Origin of the sequence: Desulfovibrio sp. (assembly GCF_009712225.1) — a bacterium.
GTDB lineage: Bacteria > Desulfobacterota > Desulfovibrionia > Desulfovibrionales > Desulfovibrionaceae > Desulfovibrio.
This window is the reverse complement of record NZ_WASP01000008.1, coordinates 333,602-350,591: the sequence shown is the minus strand read 5'-3', so window position 1 is coordinate 350,591 and position 16,990 is coordinate 333,602. Positions and strand designations below refer to the sequence as shown.

13 protein-coding genes, 1 tRNA gene and 1 riboswitch are annotated in these 16,990 nt (G+C 58.8%); of the genes, 8 read left to right on the top strand and 6 right to left on the bottom strand.

All coding sequences use genetic code 11. The features are described 5' to 3' along the window. Window positions 1-4: 4 nt before the first annotated feature. The 5 genes from F8N36_RS11900 to F8N36_RS11880 form a co-directional block, all read right to left on the bottom strand. A complete protein-coding gene (locus F8N36_RS11900) occupies window positions 5-2,569 on the bottom strand; it encodes an EAL domain-containing protein (protein WP_291333027.1) in 2,565 nt (854 codons plus the stop codon). A 583-nt stretch (window positions 2,570-3,152) separates the two neighbouring features. Continuing rightward, window positions 3,153-3,228: transfer RNA gene (locus F8N36_RS11895), tRNA-Asn, on the bottom strand. Window positions 3,229-3,297: 69 nt separating this feature from the next. After that, window positions 3,298-3,984, bottom strand: coding sequence for an epoxyqueuosine reductase QueH (locus F8N36_RS11890; protein ID WP_291333026.1), 687 nt, complete (start codon window positions 3,982-3,984; stop codon window positions 3,298-3,300). Further along, complete coding sequence (locus F8N36_RS11885) at window positions 3,957-6,737, bottom strand: Rne/Rng family ribonuclease (RefSeq protein ID WP_291333025.1); 2,781 nt, start codon at window positions 6,735-6,737, stop codon at window positions 3,957-3,959. The genes F8N36_RS11890 and F8N36_RS11885 overlap by 28 nt, the downstream gene beginning before the upstream one ends. 329 nt (window positions 6,738-7,066) lie before the next feature. After that, entirely contained in the window at window positions 7,067-7,753 is a 687-nt protein-coding gene (locus F8N36_RS11880) for a metallophosphoesterase (protein WP_291333024.1), read from the bottom strand. A 72-nt stretch (window positions 7,754-7,825) separates the two neighbouring features. On the opposite strand from F8N36_RS11880, the gene F8N36_RS11875 reads away from it, so the two are divergent. The 6 genes from F8N36_RS11875 (at window position 7,826) to cobI (ending at window position 13,265) form a co-directional block, all read left to right on the top strand. Continuing rightward, entirely contained in the window at window positions 7,826-8,506 is a 681-nt protein-coding gene (locus F8N36_RS11875) for a 5-formyltetrahydrofolate cyclo-ligase (protein WP_291333023.1), read from the top strand. Next, window positions 8,497-9,252, top strand: a complete 756-nt coding sequence (locus F8N36_RS11870) for a polyphenol oxidase family protein (RefSeq protein WP_291333022.1) — start codon at window positions 8,497-8,499, stop codon at window positions 9,250-9,252. Before F8N36_RS11875 ends, F8N36_RS11870 begins: the two co-directional genes overlap by 10 nt. 27 nt (window positions 9,253-9,279) lie before the next feature. Continuing rightward, a riboswitch (cobalamin riboswitch) is annotated at window positions 9,280-9,457 on the top strand. A gap of 214 nt (window positions 9,458-9,671) precedes the next feature. Then, window positions 9,672-10,754: an iron ABC transporter permease gene (locus F8N36_RS11865; protein ID WP_291333021.1), complete on the top strand. Its 1,083-nt coding sequence runs from the start codon at window positions 9,672-9,674 to the stop codon at window positions 10,752-10,754. Then, window positions 10,754-11,680: an ABC transporter ATP-binding protein gene (locus F8N36_RS11860; protein WP_291333020.1), complete on the top strand. Its 927-nt coding sequence runs from the start codon at window positions 10,754-10,756 to the stop codon at window positions 11,678-11,680. Before F8N36_RS11865 ends, F8N36_RS11860 begins: the two co-directional genes overlap by 1 nt. Then, the gene (locus F8N36_RS11855; RefSeq protein WP_291333019.1) at window positions 11,631-12,500 is read left to right on the top strand and encodes an ABC transporter substrate-binding protein; all 870 of its coding nucleotides are present in this window, start codon (window positions 11,631-11,633) and stop codon (window positions 12,498-12,500) included. The genes F8N36_RS11860 and F8N36_RS11855 overlap by 50 nt, the downstream gene beginning before the upstream one ends. Window positions 12,501-12,557: 57 nt before the next feature. Then, complete coding sequence (gene cobI, locus F8N36_RS11850; RefSeq protein WP_291333018.1) at window positions 12,558-13,265, top strand: precorrin-2 C(20)-methyltransferase; 708 nt, start codon at window positions 12,558-12,560, stop codon at window positions 13,263-13,265. A gap of 235 nt (window positions 13,266-13,500) precedes the next feature. Here cobI and F8N36_RS11845 read toward each other — a convergent pair whose 3' ends face one another. Further along, a complete protein-coding gene (locus F8N36_RS11845; RefSeq protein ID WP_291333017.1) occupies window positions 13,501-13,950 on the bottom strand; it encodes a GyrI-like domain-containing protein in 450 nt (149 codons plus the stop codon). Between the two features lie 127 nt (window positions 13,951-14,077). Here F8N36_RS11845 and F8N36_RS11840 point away from each other — a divergent pair, with 127 nt between their 5' ends. After that, a complete protein-coding gene (locus F8N36_RS11840; protein ID WP_291333016.1) occupies window positions 14,078-14,989 on the top strand; it encodes an AraC family transcriptional regulator in 912 nt (303 codons plus the stop codon). Window positions 14,990-15,170: 181 nt separating this feature from the next. Further along, on the top strand, window positions 15,171-16,937 hold the full coding sequence (locus F8N36_RS11835) for a methyl-accepting chemotaxis protein (protein ID WP_291333015.1): 1,767 nt from the start codon (window positions 15,171-15,173) through the stop codon (window positions 16,935-16,937). Window positions 16,938-16,990: the final 53 nt, after the last annotated feature.

Below are 16,990 nucleotides of genomic sequence, written 5' to 3'. Positions count from 1 at the left end.
ACCGCTATGTTGGCCGCGTGATGGTCGCCGTGCCCATGGTAATAATACCTTTCTGTTCCAGCTCTGCCGGTGAAAGGGCTTTTGAAAAAAAGAAGCCCTGACCAATATTGCAGCCCATCATCTTTATCTTCGTAAACTGCCCTTCGTTTTCAATGCCCTCAGCTATGGACGATATGCCGAGGTATCGGGCCAGATCAATGACCGTCTGCGTGATGGCGCACGCGTCAGGCGCCTGCTCCAGATCGCGCACAAAAGACTGGTCAATCTTGAGAAGGTTGATGGGGTAGTGGCGTAGCGACGAGAGCGAAGAAAAGCCCGTACCAAAATCATCAATGGAAATTTCAAGCCCCATGTCCCTGAACTTGCCAAGGGTGCGCTGGGCTTCTTTGGGGTCGGACATAAGGGCGCTTTCGGTCAGCTCAATGGCCAGCAGGTGCGGCGGTATGGAATATTTGGCAAGAATTCTTTCGATCATGGGCAGGGCCGCGCCCCGCAAAAACTGCGAGGGCGAAATATTGATGGACACCTTGGGCAGGCTGTAGCCCGCGCTGAGCCACTCTGCTATCTGTGCGGCAGCCCTGTCTGCCACCCATTCACCCAGTCTGTCGATAAGGCGGCTTTTTTCCGCCTGCGGAATAAACTTGCCGGGAAACAGCATCCCGTCATTGGGATGCTGCCAGCGCACCAGCGCCTCAAGCCCTACCACCCGGCCAGAATCAAGCTCGACCTGCGGCTGGTAGTGCAGAATCAGCTCGTTTTCAGCGATTGCGCGGGGCAGGCCGCTCTCTATTTGCAGCTGTATGGCCGCCTTGATCTGAAGGTCATCGTTAAAAAAGCTGTATGTATTCTTGCCCTGTTCCTTGGCGTGATACATGGCGCTGTCTGCATTTTGCAGCAGGGTGCTTATGTCGCTGCCGTGCACCGGGTACAGGGCAATACCAATGCTCACACCGCTGTAGATTTCAAAGTCGCCGACCTGAATGGGCTGGCGCAATGACTCAATGATGCGTTGCGCAATGGCTGCGGCAACCGCCTCATCGGCCTCTTCAAGCAGCAGGGTGAATTCATCGCCCCCAAAACGCGAGAGCACCGCATTGGGCCCAGCCGCGGTTGTGAGCCGAACTGCCATTTCTTTCAGCAAATTATCGCCCGCAGCGTGGCCAATGGAATCGTTGACGATTTTGAAATCGTCAATGTCGATAAATAGCACAGCAAATGTGCAGCCCTTTGAGGGGCAGGAATCAAGCGCATTGCGAAAGCGGTCGCAGAACACGGCGCGGTTGGGCAGTTGGGTGAGCTCGTCGTGCGTAGCCAGAAACTCTATGCGCCGCTGTGTAACGGCAATTTTTTTGATGTCGGCAAACACGCCGATATAGTTGGTTATTGTCCCGCGCAGGTCGCGCACAACCTTGATGTTAAGCCATTCAAGGTAGTGTGATCCATCCTGTTTGCGGTTCCATATCTCGCCCTCCCACCAGCCGGTAGAGAGCAGTTGATCCCACATGTGCCGATAAAATTCTTTGCCGTGTCGGCCAGAGGCCAGCACTCTGGGCGTGTTGCCGATAATTTCGGCCTGCGAATAGCCGGTCAGTCGGCAAAAGGATTCGTTGACCGCCAGAATATTAGTATTGTTGTCTGTTATGCAGATGGCCTCGCCCGTAAAGTCAAAAACCTGGCCGGTAAGTTCCAGCTGCCTGTTGGCATCATCGCGGCGGCGAACACTGTCGTAGGCAAGAATGGCCAGTGCCACCAGCAGGATGGATAACAGCGATGTGCCCCACAGCGTGATGGCTCGGATCTGTTCGTAGGGTATAAAGGCTTTTTGCACATCGCTGCCAACCACAAAGGTCAGACCGTAGTGACTGAGCTTGTAGAAGCCAAAGATTCGTTCGATGCCGTCTATCTGGGAAGGGCGGCGAAAGTTGCCGCTGAGGGGCGAATCTTCCCTGAGGTAGGATGTGCCAGAGATAACATGCCCGTAGATGAGCGCGTCGCCCGTGGAGCGTACAAGCAGGGTGCCATCTGACCGGATCACATCGATGGAATCGAGCGGATTCAGCCCAAGACTGCGAAAAAACGAGGCAAAATAGTCTGGTTCAACAGAAAGTACAGTGACGCCCACAAGTTTGTTGTCGCGAACAATGGGGCTTGAAAACTGGATGGTCCATTTGCCGGAAACTCGCCCCAAAACAGGTTTGCCCACGTAAATGTCACGCCAGGGGGGGGTAAGGTGCACCTTGAAGTGCTCGCGGTCTGCAATGCTGACCCCGGCAGCAAAGGGTAGCGTTGAATAGTTTACGGCCCCAGTGGCATCGACAATGGTGATCTGCATTGCGAGATCGCCGACGCTTTTTTTAAGGAGGGTGGCTTCCACTATCATTTCTTCGCCAGAGGGAGTCCACGACTCATCAAGCTCACGGGCGGCGAGTTCAAGCCGTTTTACCGTGGACATCATGTGCTCGCTCAGAGCCCGCGCCAGTGTGCGTGTGGTAATTTCAACGGAAGACTGAACTTCTTTTTGAGAACGTGATATATCCCAAAGAGTTGCCGACCAGATAAGCGTCAGCAAAAAGAGGAGTACAGCTGATGTGATGGCAAGCGTGCGCCTGTTGCTGTGGCGGGGCACACCGTTCCTGGGCCTTGAACTGTTCTCAACTGCGGGCATTATTTCACCACTATGTGAAAAGAGTCCAGCTTGAGGCCGTAGTTGCGGCGGTCTGCGCCCTGCTGCACGGCGGAAATCTGAGCTGTCGAGCAATGATTACACGATGATTTGCGCTTTTTAAATATAAATACTGAATAAATTTTAAGCTACTGATATGTAATAGTTTATTTTTTGTAGGCGTGCCGTGTGGCACCCGTGGTGAGGCGGTACGAGACTCTGCCACATCCGGGCAAGGTTGGCAGACCGCTGGCTGGAATCAAAAAAACTTGAAGGCAGAAATTCAAACACGTCATGAAGGGGCCGTGTTGATTCAGGAACGTCCGATCTCGGGGGATATGGAAGTGGGTATTACAGTGCGCAGAATGCGGTTTGGGCTGCAATCAGATCAATACCTGCCCGCAGTTGGATTTTTTGCCAATACAGAACCCCTCCATAAGGCAATAACGAAAAAAGCCTTTGCGATTTCTCGCAAAGGCTTACTTTCTTTTGGCTCCCCGAGACGGACTTGAACCGCCAACCTAGTGATTAACAGTCACCCGCTCTGCCAATTGAGCTATCGGGGATCGTTCAGGCAAGGAAGTGTTTACGGAAAATCAGGGGCAAGGTCAAGCGAAAATTGCAAAAAATTTTCATCAGCCCTTGATGCACCGTAAAAGCTGCTTCTGGTAGCGGTCTGACTCGCTGTAAACGCAACCGCAGTATGGCTGGCGGTAGAGTTCCATGGCTTTGGAACGGTCAATACCCGTCTGCCAGTCTGTACGAAAATCGCGGTAGGCAAAGCCCGGCGCGCCCGTTTGGGCGGCAAGCGTTTCGCCCGCATTTTTGATGACCTCGTGCGGCTGGTAGCGTGAATACAGCAGACTGCTGCTCACCCACGCAAAGCCCTGCTGGCGGGCAAAGGCAAAGGCGGCCTCAATGCGGCTTTCGCAGCAGTAGGCACAGCGGGCGGGCGGGGTGTCGCGCCCGGCCACGGCACGCAGCCAGCTGGTGATATTCCATGTTTCGTCGGCATAGATGATGGGCACGCCCAGGCGCTCTGCGCACTGGCCTGCTGCCTCGCGGCGGCGCAGGTATTCTGCCAGTGGTTGGATATTGGGGTTCATGAACCAGGCGGTAACGGCAAAGTCCTCGTCCAGCAAGCGGGTTATGGGCATGACAGCGCACGGCCCGCAGCAAACATGCAGCAGCAGGCTGTTGCCCTGCTTAGGGCTGAGGGCGCTTCCTGTTTCGGGAGCGGCGGCAGCAGAAAAAGCAGCCGGGGTTTCCACCCCGGCTGCCTGTGCTTCATTCGTTATGGACGAACCATAATTTCCAGACATTTTCCGTAATCCTGCTCTATCTCGCGTAGCGTGTCGCGCTTGTGGTTCAGCAGATACAGGGCCAGTTCCGGGCTGGCGGAGTATACACATTTTTCCTTGGGCTCAACGCTCATCATGCGGCGCAGTTCGCGCAGGGCCTGCAGGGCCTGCCACTCAATATTGCGGCGCATGCCCGTGCCGCCGCAAGCGGGGCAGGGCTCGAGCGAAATGGCGAGAGCAGACGAACCCGTGCGCTGGCGAACCAGCTCAAGCAGGCCAAACGAGCTCATGCGCGAAACATCGTGACGCGCGCGGTCGTTTTTCATGGCTGTGCGCAGGGTTTTTTCCACTTCAAGCACATGCTTTTTGTCGCGCATTTCGATGAAGTCGATCACCACCTGCCCGCCGATATCACGCAGCTTAAGGTGGCGGGCAATGGCGTCGGCGGCTTCCATATTGGTTTTGTGCGCCATGGCCTCAAAGTTGCCCTTGCCGGAAATTTTGCCCGAGTTGATGTCGATGGCCATGAGCGCCTCGGTCTGGTCAAACACCAGACGGCCGCCAGAGGGCAGCAGCACCTCGCGCGAGTATATCTGCTCCAGCTGACGGCGCAGATTGAAGCGTTCCCACATGGGGGTGCGCATGTCAGTGTGCAGACGCACCAGGTCGCGGCGGCGGGGAAACAGCAGGTTGACCGTTTCGCGCACGCTCTGGGCCACGTCTTCGTTGTCCACCCATATTTCGCAAACGTCTTCCGTCAGGTAGTCGCGCACCGCGCGTTCCGAAAGGCCCGGCTCCTGATAGATGAGCGAAGGCGCGGAAACCTCGGTGGCTTTTTTGCGAATGTCGCGCCATACGCGCTTGAGGTACTGCAGGTCGTTCTTGAGCGTGGTCTTGGTGGTGCCGGCGCTTACTGTGCGCACAATAACGCCAAGGCCCTGACCGGGATCAATGCCGTTCATCATTTCGCGCAGGCGGGCGCGTTCGTCGTCGTCGTCCACCTTGCGCGAAACGCCAATCTGGTCCTGCCCAGGCGTAAGCACAAGAAAACGGCCAGCCAGCGAAAGCCACGTGGTCAAAAAAGCGCCCTTGCTGCCTGTGGGTTCTTTAACCACCTGCACCAGCACTTCCTGACCGGCTTTCAGCACTTTCTGGATGGGCGGAAATTTTTTGCCCTTGGAGGGTTCGTGGTGCGCCAGCCAATATTCGGGGTGCACCTCGTCGATCTGCAAAAATCCGTTTTTGCCAGCGCCGTAGCTCACAAAGGCAGCCTGCAGGTTGGTGTCGATGTTGTGGATGACACCCTTGTAAATGTTGCCCTTGATTTTGCGCTGGTGCAGCATGTCCAGATAGTATTCCAGCAGCTGGCCATCTTCTGCCAGCGCCACTTCCACCTGCTCGCCGGGCAGCACACTGATGAACATGCGGCGCTTGCCTCTGGGAGCCTCGGTTGTGCCCTTTTCGCCCTTGCCCTTGGTGGTGTCGGAGGCTTTGCCGTCTGCGGTTTTGCCAGATTCTGCCTGCTTGCCGGGCTGCTTGCCCTGACGGGGAGCCTGCCGGGGGCGCGATTCGCGCGCGGTGTCAGACAGGTCGTCGTCCAGATCAAGGCTGTCGGCATCGTCATTAAGATCGTCTGCCAGAATATCGTCCAGATCATCTGCCAGAGCACCTGGCTGTCCATCAGCGGCGATGCCGTTCAGCGCATCGGCGCTGGTCTGGGTGTCCCCATCCTGCGTGTTTTGCGCGCTCTGATCTTTTTTGCGGTTGCGCCCGCGTCCGCCACGGCGGCCACGGCGGTTTTTACGGCGGGGCGAATCACCTGCAGGGGCATCGCCAGCTGCGGGCGCGCCAGAGGTTTCTGCGGTCTGCTCTGCTTGCTGGCGGGGCTCCTGAGAATCGGTCTGCGGGGCCGCAGGAGTCGCATCCTGCCGGGGAGTACGGTCTGCCGGTTTGTCAGAAATTTTTTCGGGTGCGGCCTTGGCAACATCCGCTGGGGCTGCAGCAGCGGCAGGCTTGCTGGTCTGTTGTGCAGCCTGGCCTGCGGCCTTTGCGCTCTTGTCGTCAGCGTCCCTGCTTTCAGAGGGCTGAGCCGCAACAGGCTCGGCAGCGGGTCTGGCGGCTACACCTTCGGTTTTGGCCTTGGCGCCAGCGGCTTTGGCACTGCCCTTGGCGGCAGTGGAGCGGCCCTTGGGAGCTTTTGCCGTCTTGGGTGCGGCGGCCTTGGGTGCAACCTCGGCCGCCGCAGGGCTGGCGGTGCTGACAGACGGCGGCGGGCGGTCACCGGTGTGGGCTGCCGCGCGCTTGGGTTTGCGCGCGGCGGGGCCGCGCGACGTAGAACGGCTGGTTGCCGTTTTGGCGGTGCTTTTGGCAGTGGGCGTCGCAGAAGGCGCAGCGTCTGCCGCAGCAGCGCTTGCCGGGCCGGTGGCCTCGGCCGCGACAGTGGAAATTTCTTTGGTTGTGGTTGCCGTTTTTTTGCTTTTGGCGGCGGCAGTCTTGGTGGTCTTGCCCGCGCTACGGCTTGTGGCCTTGGCGGTTGCAGTTTTTGAGGCAGAAGTTTTGGGCGTAGCGGCGGGGGCCGGAGTGGCTTTGGCTTCCTGCGGCTCCTGAGTGGGGGCGGAACCGGCTGATTTAGCAGTACTTTTGCCAGCAGCAGGTTTGGTGGCCGCTTTGGCCTTGCGTGTTGTGGGGGTGCGCTTGGGCTTGGAAACTTCCTGCGACGATGTATCCGTGGCTGGCTGTGAAGCGGCCACGGGAGTGTCTTGGTCTGTGGTCATGAAAATCCTTTTGCTGCGGGGCGCGAACGCCTCCGCGAAAATTTCAGCCAGCATGCCATGTAGTTACGGGAATGTGCCGTACATACACCGCCGCAGCGCCAACAAGGCGCGCGAAGGCGGCAGCATGCTAATCCGCTTTTTGGAGAGTACGTTTTTTTTGAAAATATGCAAGCGGGCAAGGGGCAGAGGGCAAAAGCAGAGGCAAAGATGAAGATATATCAGCGAGATGGAAAAGCTGTGCGGGCAGGGCAGCCCCAAAACAGGCAGGGGGAGGCAGAAGCTTCCGCCGGTGTTTCCTGCTGAAATCCCGGCGGAAGCCCCCAAAAAAGCTAGTCTTCGAGCATCTTCAGTTCGGCAGAAAGCTGGCCCGAATTGGAGCGCAGCAGCACGTAACCGCCCTGGGCGAGCATGCCGGCGTTGACCACAAGGGTACGCCCCACGCGATCCATGGCCCGGGCTTCGTGAATATGACCGCACAGGCAGATATCGGGCTGGGCTTCTTCCAGAAATTCGCGCACAGCCGTAGAGCCCACATGGATGCCGCCGGGAATGATATCGCAGGCCGTATCCTTGGGCGGATTGTGCGAAACAAGCACGCTGTGCGGGTAATTGCGGGCCTTTTGCCAGCAGGCCTCAAGCCATGCGGCAAAGGCAGATTCGGGAAATTCGCTGGGTGTACCAAAGGGGGTAAAGGTGGAGGCCCCAACGCCAAAGATGGCGATTTCAGGCGTTAGTTCGCGGCACTGGGCGTGCAGGTTCCAGCCTTTTTCGCTCAACCACTGGTCAACCTCAGGCCTGTCCATGTTGCCTATCTGGGCCAGCACGGGAATATCGTGCACGCGCAGGGTATCCATGACCATTTCGGCCTGTTTTACGCCGCCTGTTATTGTCAGGTCGCCGGTAACGATGATGCCGTCAGCCTGCGACAGTTCGGGTATTTTGGTGAAGCGTTCGGGCTCGTCGTGAATGTCGCCCACGGCGATCCAGAGATAGTCCTGAGAGTCGGCGCTTGGCATGGTGTTGCTTCCTTTGTTACAGTGGCGCAGGCTTTTACATTGCCACACATCGCCTTACAAGGAAAGAGCCACGTGTCCACCACTCCGCAAACCCCCGGTGTTTCCACGGCCATGGCAGCGCTGCCAGAAGAAACCGCACAGGCCAGGATTGACGTGCGCCGCACCATGCGCCGCCTGCGCGCGGAGCAGCCGCCAGAGCTGGCCCAAAGCCGCAGCGCTGCAGCCCAGAAACGTCTGCTGGATTGCCCCCTGTGGTGTCAGGCCCGCTCCGTGGCACTGTATGTGGGAGTGAGGGGCGAACTTGCCACCAATGAGCTGTTGCAGGCGGCCTGGCAGGATAAAAAGGTGGTGTGGCTGCCGCGCGTGCGGACAGAAGCACCGGGGCTCATGGATTTTGTGGCCTGCGGCGGCATGCATGAGCTTCGACCCGGCCCCCTTGGTCTGCTTGAACCAGTGGACAGCCTGCCCGGTGTGGGGCCGGAAGCGGCAAATACCCACAGCGCAGAATCGGGGCAAGCTGTAGAATCAGCCTTTGCGCCCGACCTTGCCCTGCTGCCCGGCGTTGCCTTTGATTTTGAAGGCGGGCGGCTGGGATACGGCGGCGGCTACTACGACCGCTTTCTGGAAAAAGCCCTCAACTGCCCTCGCGTGGGGCTGTGCTTCGAGTTTCAGCTGGTACCATCCCTGCCCCTGGCCCCATGGGACCAGCGGGTCAACTACATATGCACTGAAGAGCGTATACTGTGTCTGTAAGTTATATTCCTTTTGAGTTTCCCGGTGTGTCACAGGTTGGCTGTGTCTTTCAGACCCGTGGCGGTGGCGTGAGCCTTGGTGAATACGGCGGCGGCAATATTGCCTTTACCGTGCAGGACAACCCAGACCACGTTATTGCCAACCGTCGCAGTCTGCTTGAAAGCCTGCGCCCGCAGGGCATGATCGAATGGGCCGAGCTTATGCAGGTTCACGGTGATGTCATGGCCTTTGAACCAGAGGCTGTACCCTGCGAGGTAGCCGTTACCGCAGAGGGTGACGGCATGGGCACCTCGCGGCCCGGGCTTGGTCTGCTTATCAAGACCGCCGACTGCCAGCCCATATTGATTGCGCACAAGAGTGGCAAACACATTGCCGCCATGCATGCGGGCTGGCGCGGCAACCGGTGCGACTTTCCCGTCACGGGTGTTGCGCGGTTCTGCGAGCGCTACGGACTTGACCCGCGCGACCTTCTGGCCGTGCGCGGCCCAAGTCTTGGCCCCGGCAAGGCGGAATTTGTCAATTTCGACAGGGAGTGGGGCGATCCCTACCTGCCCTGGTTTGATGCCAGCAGTAAGACCATGGATTTGTGGGGCCTTACGCGGCATCAACTGGAACAGGCCGGATTGCTGCCGCGCAATATCTACGGGCTCGACATCTGTACCGCCAGCAACAACGGGCAGTTCTTTTCGTACCGCTGTGCCCGGCAGTCGGGCCGTCAGGCCAGTCTGCTGTGGATAAAGGCCTGAGCCATTGACAGGCCGCAAGCCCGCGCCTAGAGTGTTTGCGGCATTGGTAGCCGGGAAGCCGGCTTGAAAAGGGAATCCCGTGCAAAACGGGAGCGGACCCGCCGCCGTAAGGTTCTTAACCTTGCTCCATCTTGAGCCACTGGAAACGGGAAGGCCGGAGCAGGGGAACCAAGCCGGAAGACCTGCCATGCCCCACGGTGCGCAGTCATGGAATGACGGCCCCACGGTGCGGCGTTGACCGCCCCACGGCAACGGGTTTTTGCCGGCAGGACAGAGGAAATACGGGCCTCTTCCACCACGCGTGGAAGAGGCTTTTTTTTATGCTCGCGCGGCGCTGCCGCCCATGGGCACGGTCTGGCCAACAGACCGGCCAACGCTTTGGCCCGCGTTTGCCCGCAGGGTATGGCCAGAGGGCCGGCATGACCACTACCACCGCATCTTCTCCCTCCTCCTTCCCGCAGTCCCGCAGGCTGTGGCCGGTTTTTGCCGGTCTGGTGCTGCTGTGGCTGGCCTCGTTGCCGCTGGCCTGTTTGCCGGGGCCTGTAAATTTGAGTGCTGCAAGCGTGTTTCGTGCGTTGGGGGCACTGGTGGGGCTTGCGCCTGCGCCCGAAGACCCCGCTCTGGGCACGGTTGTGGTGAGCATACGGCTGGCCCGTGTGTGCCTGGCCGCCCTGTGCGGCGGCGCACTGGCCATGGCCGGGGCTGCCTTGCAGGGCGTGTTGCGTAATCCGCTGGCCGACCCCTTTACCCTGGGCATTTCTGCCGGGGCCGCCTGTGGGGCCAGCATGGCCATTGCCCTTGGCGGGCCGCTGGTGGCCCTGCTTGGTGGTTTGCCAGGGCTGGCCGGGTTCAGTCATGCGGGGCTGGTGGCCCCAGCCGCGCTGGTGGGTGCGCTGGCGGCTCTTGGCGGGGCGCTGTGGCTGGGGCGTGGCGACGGTGCGTTCAGCCGGGAGAGTGTCATTCTGGCTGGCATAGCGGTGGCGGCCTTTCTGGGTGCCCTGGTGGCGCTGGTAAAGGCCCTCAATGAAGAGTCTGTGACCAGCATCGTGTTCTGGATCATGGGGTCGTTTCAAGGACGGGGCTGGAACAGCATGCCCCTGCTGCTTGCGACAACCGTGCCGGGCCTGCTGATTACAGCCCTTGGCTGGCGAAAGCTGGACGTACTTGCTCTGGGCGACGAACAGGCGGCGCAGGCAGGCCTTGATGTGGGCCGCGCCCGCCTGTGGCTGCTGGCCGGGGCCAGCTGCATGACTGCTGGCTGCGTGGCAGTGGCCGGGGTTATCGGTTTTGTGGGGCTGATTGTGCCGCACGTGCTGCGCCTTTTGCTGGGCTGGGGCCACGGCACCCTACTGGCGGCGGCGTTTTTTGGCGGCGGCGTGCTGTTGGTCTGGGCCGATGTGCTGGCCCGCTGCGTGCTTTCTGGCGGTCAGGAACTGCCCGTGGGCGTTGTGACAGCCCTGCTTGGCGGGCCGTTTTTTGCCCTGCTGGTGCGGAGGCGCTGATGGCTGCACCGTATCAGATAGCGAACGGCGCATCCGGGGCTCCTGTTTTGCGGGTGGCTGGCATAAGCGCCGGGTATGATGAAAAAGCCGTGCTGCGCCGTGTGGAACTTACCCTGCGCGCCGGTGAGTGCGCGGCCCTGCTGGGCCCCAACGGCAGCGGCAAAACCACGCTGCTGCGCGCCATATCTGGTGTTCTTGCCCCGCAAGGGGGCGACATCGAACTTTTGGGCCGCCCGCTGGCGACGCTTTCACCACGGCAACGCGCCCGCATGGTGGCTGTTGTGCCCCAGCGCGGGCAGCTGCCGCAGGGTCTCACCGCCCGGCAAATGGTGCTGCTGGGGCGTTTTGCCCACCTTGGCTGGCTGGGGGCTTATGGCCGCGAGGATTACGCGGCGGCCGACAGCGCGCTTGATGAAACAGGCGCTGCCACGCTGGCCCACCGCAGGCTCACGGAGCTGTCGGGCGGCGAGCTGCAAAGGGTGCTGCTGGCCCGTGCGCTGGCCCAGCAAAGCCCGCTCTTGCTGCTGGACGAACTGGCCGCGGGCCTCGACTGGGCGCGCATGGTCGAGCTGTTTGACCTGCTTGAGCGCCGCCGAGCTGCCGGGGCCTGTGTGCTCATGGCTGTGCACGACTGCAACCTGGCGGCGCTGTATGCCACGCGCCTTATGGGCCTCAAGGACGGCAATCTGGTTTTTGACGGTCCGGTGGCAAGGGTTTTTACAGAGGAGAACCTTGGTGAGCTTTACAACATTCCCATCAGCATATTGCCCCACCCCCGGTTTGGGTTGCCTCAAGCCCTGCTTGCCAGTGCCTGCGGGCCATGGCGGGCTGCGGCTGACTGCATTGCCGATGGTGCAAACCGTGCTGCTGGCACTGATGACGTTGTGCCTGACCCTGACGACGGGCGTGCGGATCGCCAGCGCTGAGGATGTTGCGGCCTCCATTGTCATTACCGACGATACGGGCACCACGATTACCTTTGACCAGCCTGTGCGGCGTGTGATTGCCCTGTACGGCGCGTTTAACGAGATTTTTCTGGCGCTGGGAGCGGGCGATCTGCTGGTGGCCCGCACCGCTGCCGACGGCAACCTGCCGGAGCTGGCCGCCCTGCCTGCCATTGGTACGCACATGCGCCCCAATGCGGAGCTTGTGCTGGCGCAGCAACCCGACGTGGTGGTGCAGCTTGAAGGTCGCAGCGAATCCCAGACCCAGACCGAAAACCTGCGCGCTCTGGGCCTCAAGGTGCTGACCTTTGAAGTCAATTCTTTTGAGCGACTGTTTGAGGTTACACAAACCCTGGGACGGCTTGTCGGGCGTGAACAGGGGGCTTCGGCCCTTGTGACCGGCTGGAAACAGCGGCTCGATGCAGTGCGTAGCCGCACAGCGGGCAAACCTGCAGCACGCATATTTTACGAGGTGCGCTATCCCAACCTGCTGGCAGCGGGGCGGGGTGGCATAAGCAGTGAAATACTGGCCCTTGCCGGTGGCGAAAATGTGGTTACCGACAGCAAAAAGCTGGTGCGCTTCAGTGAGGAAGCCCTGATTGCGGCAGACCCGGACGTGTACCTGATCCAGCACGGGCCGATGAATCCCGCCCCCACTCCTTTGGCCGAACGCGACCATTACAAGGGGCTGCGCGCCGTGCGTGAGGGGCGTGTACTGGTGGTGGACGAAGAACGTTTTGCCCGCCCCGGGCCCCGTGCTCTGGATGCGGTGGAAGAGCTGTCTGACTGGCTGCACCGCTGACAGGGCATGAAATTCTCATGGCTGTATGTTTTTTGAGTCTTTAAAGTGAGTTATCTGATGCATGGAATATTGTATGGTGTGGGCGTTGGCCCTGGCGCGCCCGACCTTTTGACCCTGCGGGCTGTTCGCGTGCTGGGCGAGGTAGATGTGATTCTTGCGGCCGCTTCGCCCCGCAATGACTTTTCTGCGGCGCTGGATACGGCCCGGCCTCATCTGCGCCCCGACGTGCGTGTGCAGCGGCTGGAGTTTCCCATGACGCGAGACAAGGCAGTGCTGCACGAGGCCTGGCGCGTTGCGGCGCAGACCACAAGGGAGGTGCTGGAGAGCGGGCAGAGCGCCGCCTTTCTGACCATTGGCGATCCACTTGTGTACAGCACCTTTGGTTACCTTATGCGTACCCTCGGTGAATGCGCGCCCCACCTGACGGTGGAGGTTGTGCCGGGTATTACGTCTTTTCAGGCGGCTGCCGCGCGCACCCGCACGGTGCTGTGCGAAAACGGCGAAACCCTGCGCATCATTCCCGGCATCAACAGCAGGAAGAGTCTGGAAGATTCGTTGCAAGATAGTGATACAGCCGTGATATTGAAGGCTTATCGTAACCTGCCTGCCATTGCAGAAGCTCTGGATGCCACCAGACGGCTGGATTCGTGTTTGCTGGCGAGCCATGTGGAGCAGCCTGCCGAGAGTGTGCGGCAGGGGCTTGGCGGGCTTGTGGGCACGCCGCCCTATATGTCGCTGATTTTGAGTCGGAAGCCGAAAGCGTAAAAAGGCCGGGGAGTCTGGTGGCGCGGGTAGAGCCTGCCGGGCGTATTTACGCAAACCCGTCTTTTGGAGCCTGCCGACGTTAAAATCCTGTTTTTGATGCTTACGTACTTGAGTACGCTGCTCTCAAAAACAGGATTTTTCCTTGTCAGGCCAGAAAGAAGCGTATTTTGCAAGTTCACTCAACACCAGATGCCCGCAGGGCGGTAATACTAATTTCCCCGCAAGGCAGAAAAAGCTATCGCATCACTGGCATAAACAGTTCAAAGGGCATGGCCGGATTCCAGTTTGCGGAATACAGTTCAAAGCAGGGGGCCTGAACATTGAGCTTCCACTCACCCTGAGAGGCAAGCCATGTCTGGTACATGAACATGTAACCCTCACCGATGCTTTCCAGATTGGGAACCTCGCAGCGGGCGTAGGCGCCAGCAGGAATGCCCACGGACTCAAGCCCTGCAGGGCATGCGCCCTCGGGCGCTTCTGCGGCGGCCCAGTAATCAAAATCCTGCTCGTTGAGCATGACGGATATGCCGTAGCTTTTTTTGTTAAAAATGTCGGGCATTTTTGGGCAGAAATTTTGCCACAGGGCGGGGCAGTCCTGTTTGGCCTTGGCCATGGATGTACGCACCTTGATACCTGCAAGCTGTTTGGCCGCGAGATCCACAATCGTTACTTCAAATCCGCTCATACGGGCTCCTTCAATTTAGGGTGAACGTTGGAGTCAGGATACGCAGCGCACAAAAACCCGCTCGACTTTTTTTGCGCTTCTGCCCACCCTGTGGTGGGCGCGGACACAATCCGCCAAAGGAGCACCAGTGGAAACACTCAGCTACCAGCAACGCATCGGCCTTGTTATACGCCATATTGAGCAGAATCTGGACACTCGGCCCGATCTGGACGAACTGGCCCGCATTGCCTGTTTTTCTCCTTACCATTTCCACCGCATTTTTTCAGCAATGGTGGGTGAAAGTGTGGCGGCCTACGTGCGCAGGTTGCTGCTTGAACGCGCCGCCATGCAGCTTGGGCATTCGGCAGAATCAGTTATGCAGATTGCCCTTGGCGCGGGTTACGACAGTGTGGACGCATTTACCCGTGCCTTTCGCGCCCATATTGGCATGCTGCCCTCTGAATATCGCCGCAGGCGAACGTACAGGCAGGTGGTGCGCAAACCCGGTGAAGACCGGCCCCTGTTTTACCATGAAATGCCGCAATGCCACCCCATGGAAGTGCAGATCAAAAGGTTTGCCCCCCGTCTGGTGGCGGCGGTGCGGCATACTGGCCCCTATGAGGAATGCGGCCCGGCATGGGATAAACTGTGCGGCACGCTGGCGGCCAGCGGTCTGCTTTCGGCAGAATCAGTGGCGTATGGCGTAAGCTACGATAATCCAGACATAACTTTGCCACAAAAATGCCGTATGGATGCCTGTGTGAGTCTGCCCCCGCACATGACGCAAACAAGCGCGGAATTGCGTGCCCTGGCGCAACATGAGGAAATTATTTTGCGATTGGTAGGGAGCGAACAGGAATACGCGGCCTTGCATGTGAGGGGCTCCTACACACTGTTGCACCCGGCCTACCGCTCACTGTTTGGTATGTGGTTTCCGCAGAGCGGGCGCGAACCTTTTAATGATCCGGGCTTTGAAATTTACTGGAATTCACCGCATTCAACGCCAGAAGAAGAGTTGTTGACCGAGATATGTATCCCGCTCAAATCACACAGTTCCTGAAGTGCGGGCCAATGGGGGATGCAGTCTGGCCTATTTGCTGTCTCATTAAATAGATTAGTGATAATTGGCTGTTATGTCATAAATATCCCTGATAACTTTTTTCGATAGCCTAAATTGTTCTCAAAAGTAACCGTTAATACTACCAGCAAGATCAAGTTTGATGAATCCCCATGGAGAAATCATGAACCTTTTGAAACATACTCGGTTGCAGACAAAGCTGATCGCGGGCTTTGTGCTTTCGTCTCTGGTTACCCTGGCAGTAGGTGTGTTTGCCGTTATTGAGCTGCACAAGGTTAACGAAGCTGATACCGTGCTGTACGAACGGGCTACTGTACCCATGAAGGACCTGTTGCGCCTGTCAGTGGGTTTTCAACGTATCCGGGTGAACATGCAGGGTATTGTGGGCGCCTCTACCGAGACGGAAGTACAGCAGCGCATTGCCCAGATAGAAAGACTGCGCAAAGACATTGATGAAAGTTCCACAGCTGTGGAAAAAACGCTTATTTCCGACGAAGCAAAAAGGATAATCGAGGAATACAAGGTCCACCGTGCCGCGTTCAGGCAGATGACCGACAAGGTCATAAAGCTGAAGAGCTCCGGTGATAGCCAGGGTGCGGAAGCTTTTTTGGACGGTGAAGGCCAGACGCTTGCCAACCAGTATCAGGATGGCATCAACCGGCTGGTTAAATCCAAGGAAGAGCAGGGGCATATTCTGGCAGAGAAGAATAACAATCTTGCCAGTTTTTCCACAAAAATGATTTTTCTCGCCATTGCCCTTGGGTTCTTTTTTTCGGTGGCTCTGGGCATTCTGCTTACCCGCGCAGTCATGAAGCAGCTGGGTGAAGACCCAGGCTATCTGGCCGAGGTGGCAGGCAAGATCGCCGGCGGCGACCTGAACGTGGCGTTTCGCCCGCAAAAAAGGCAGGGCGGCGTGTACCATGTACTGCAAAACATGGTTGCAACCATGAAGGACAAGATCGCCGAAGCGGAGCAGAAAAGCCAGGAAGCAGCGCAACAGGCGCAGCAGGCTGAGCTGGCCACGCAGGAGGCGCAAGCCGCCAAGGCTCAGGCCGAACGTGCCCGGGCCGAGGGCATGCTGCAGGCCGCGCATCAGCTTGAGGGCGTGGTTGAGGTCGTTTCTACCGTTACCGAACAGCTTTCAGCCCTGATTGAACAGTCGAGCCGCGGGGCCGAGGAGCAGTCGCACCGGGTTACCGTGACCTCTTCTGCCATGGAAGAAATGAACGCCACGGTGGGAGAAGTTGCCGAAAATGCCGCCAAGGCCTCTGAAACTTCAGATTCTGCCCGCATCAAGGCGCAGGAAGGCGCGCAGATGGTCAGCAATGTGGTGAACGACATCACGGCGGTACAGCGTCAGTCCATAGAGGTAAAAACAGACATGGCTGCTCTCGGCAAACAGGCCGACGGCATTGGGCAGATCATGAGCGTTATTTCCGATATCGCCGACCAGACCAACCTGCTGGCGCTCAATGCCGCCATTGAAGCGGCCCGCGCTGGCGACGCCGGGCGCGGCTTTGCCGTGGTGGCCGACGAAGTGCGCAAGCTGGCAGAAAAAACCATGTCTGCCACGCAGGAAGTGGGCGGGGTTATTCGCGGTATTCAGGAAGGGACCCGCAAGAGCATTGATGGCGTGGAACGGTCTGTGTCCATTATTGAAGGTGCCACGCAGCGGGCCACAATATCAGGCGAATCACTTGCCCAGATAGTAACCCTGGTGGAACAGGCCAGCGATCAGGTGCGTTCCATAGCCACAGCCAGCGAAGAGCAGTCTGCCTCCAGCGAGGAAATAAGCCGCGCAGTGGAGCAGGTGGCCACAATCTCGGCAGAAACCGCGCAAGCCATGAACCGGGCCAGCGAGGCCATGTCTGAAATGACCCGGCAGGCGCAGGTTTTGCGCCAGTTGATAGGCGAAATGAAGGCGGGTTAAGCCCTCAAGTCCTGAAACCAGAGGTTTTGTGGGGAGGTTCTGAAAAAGACTCT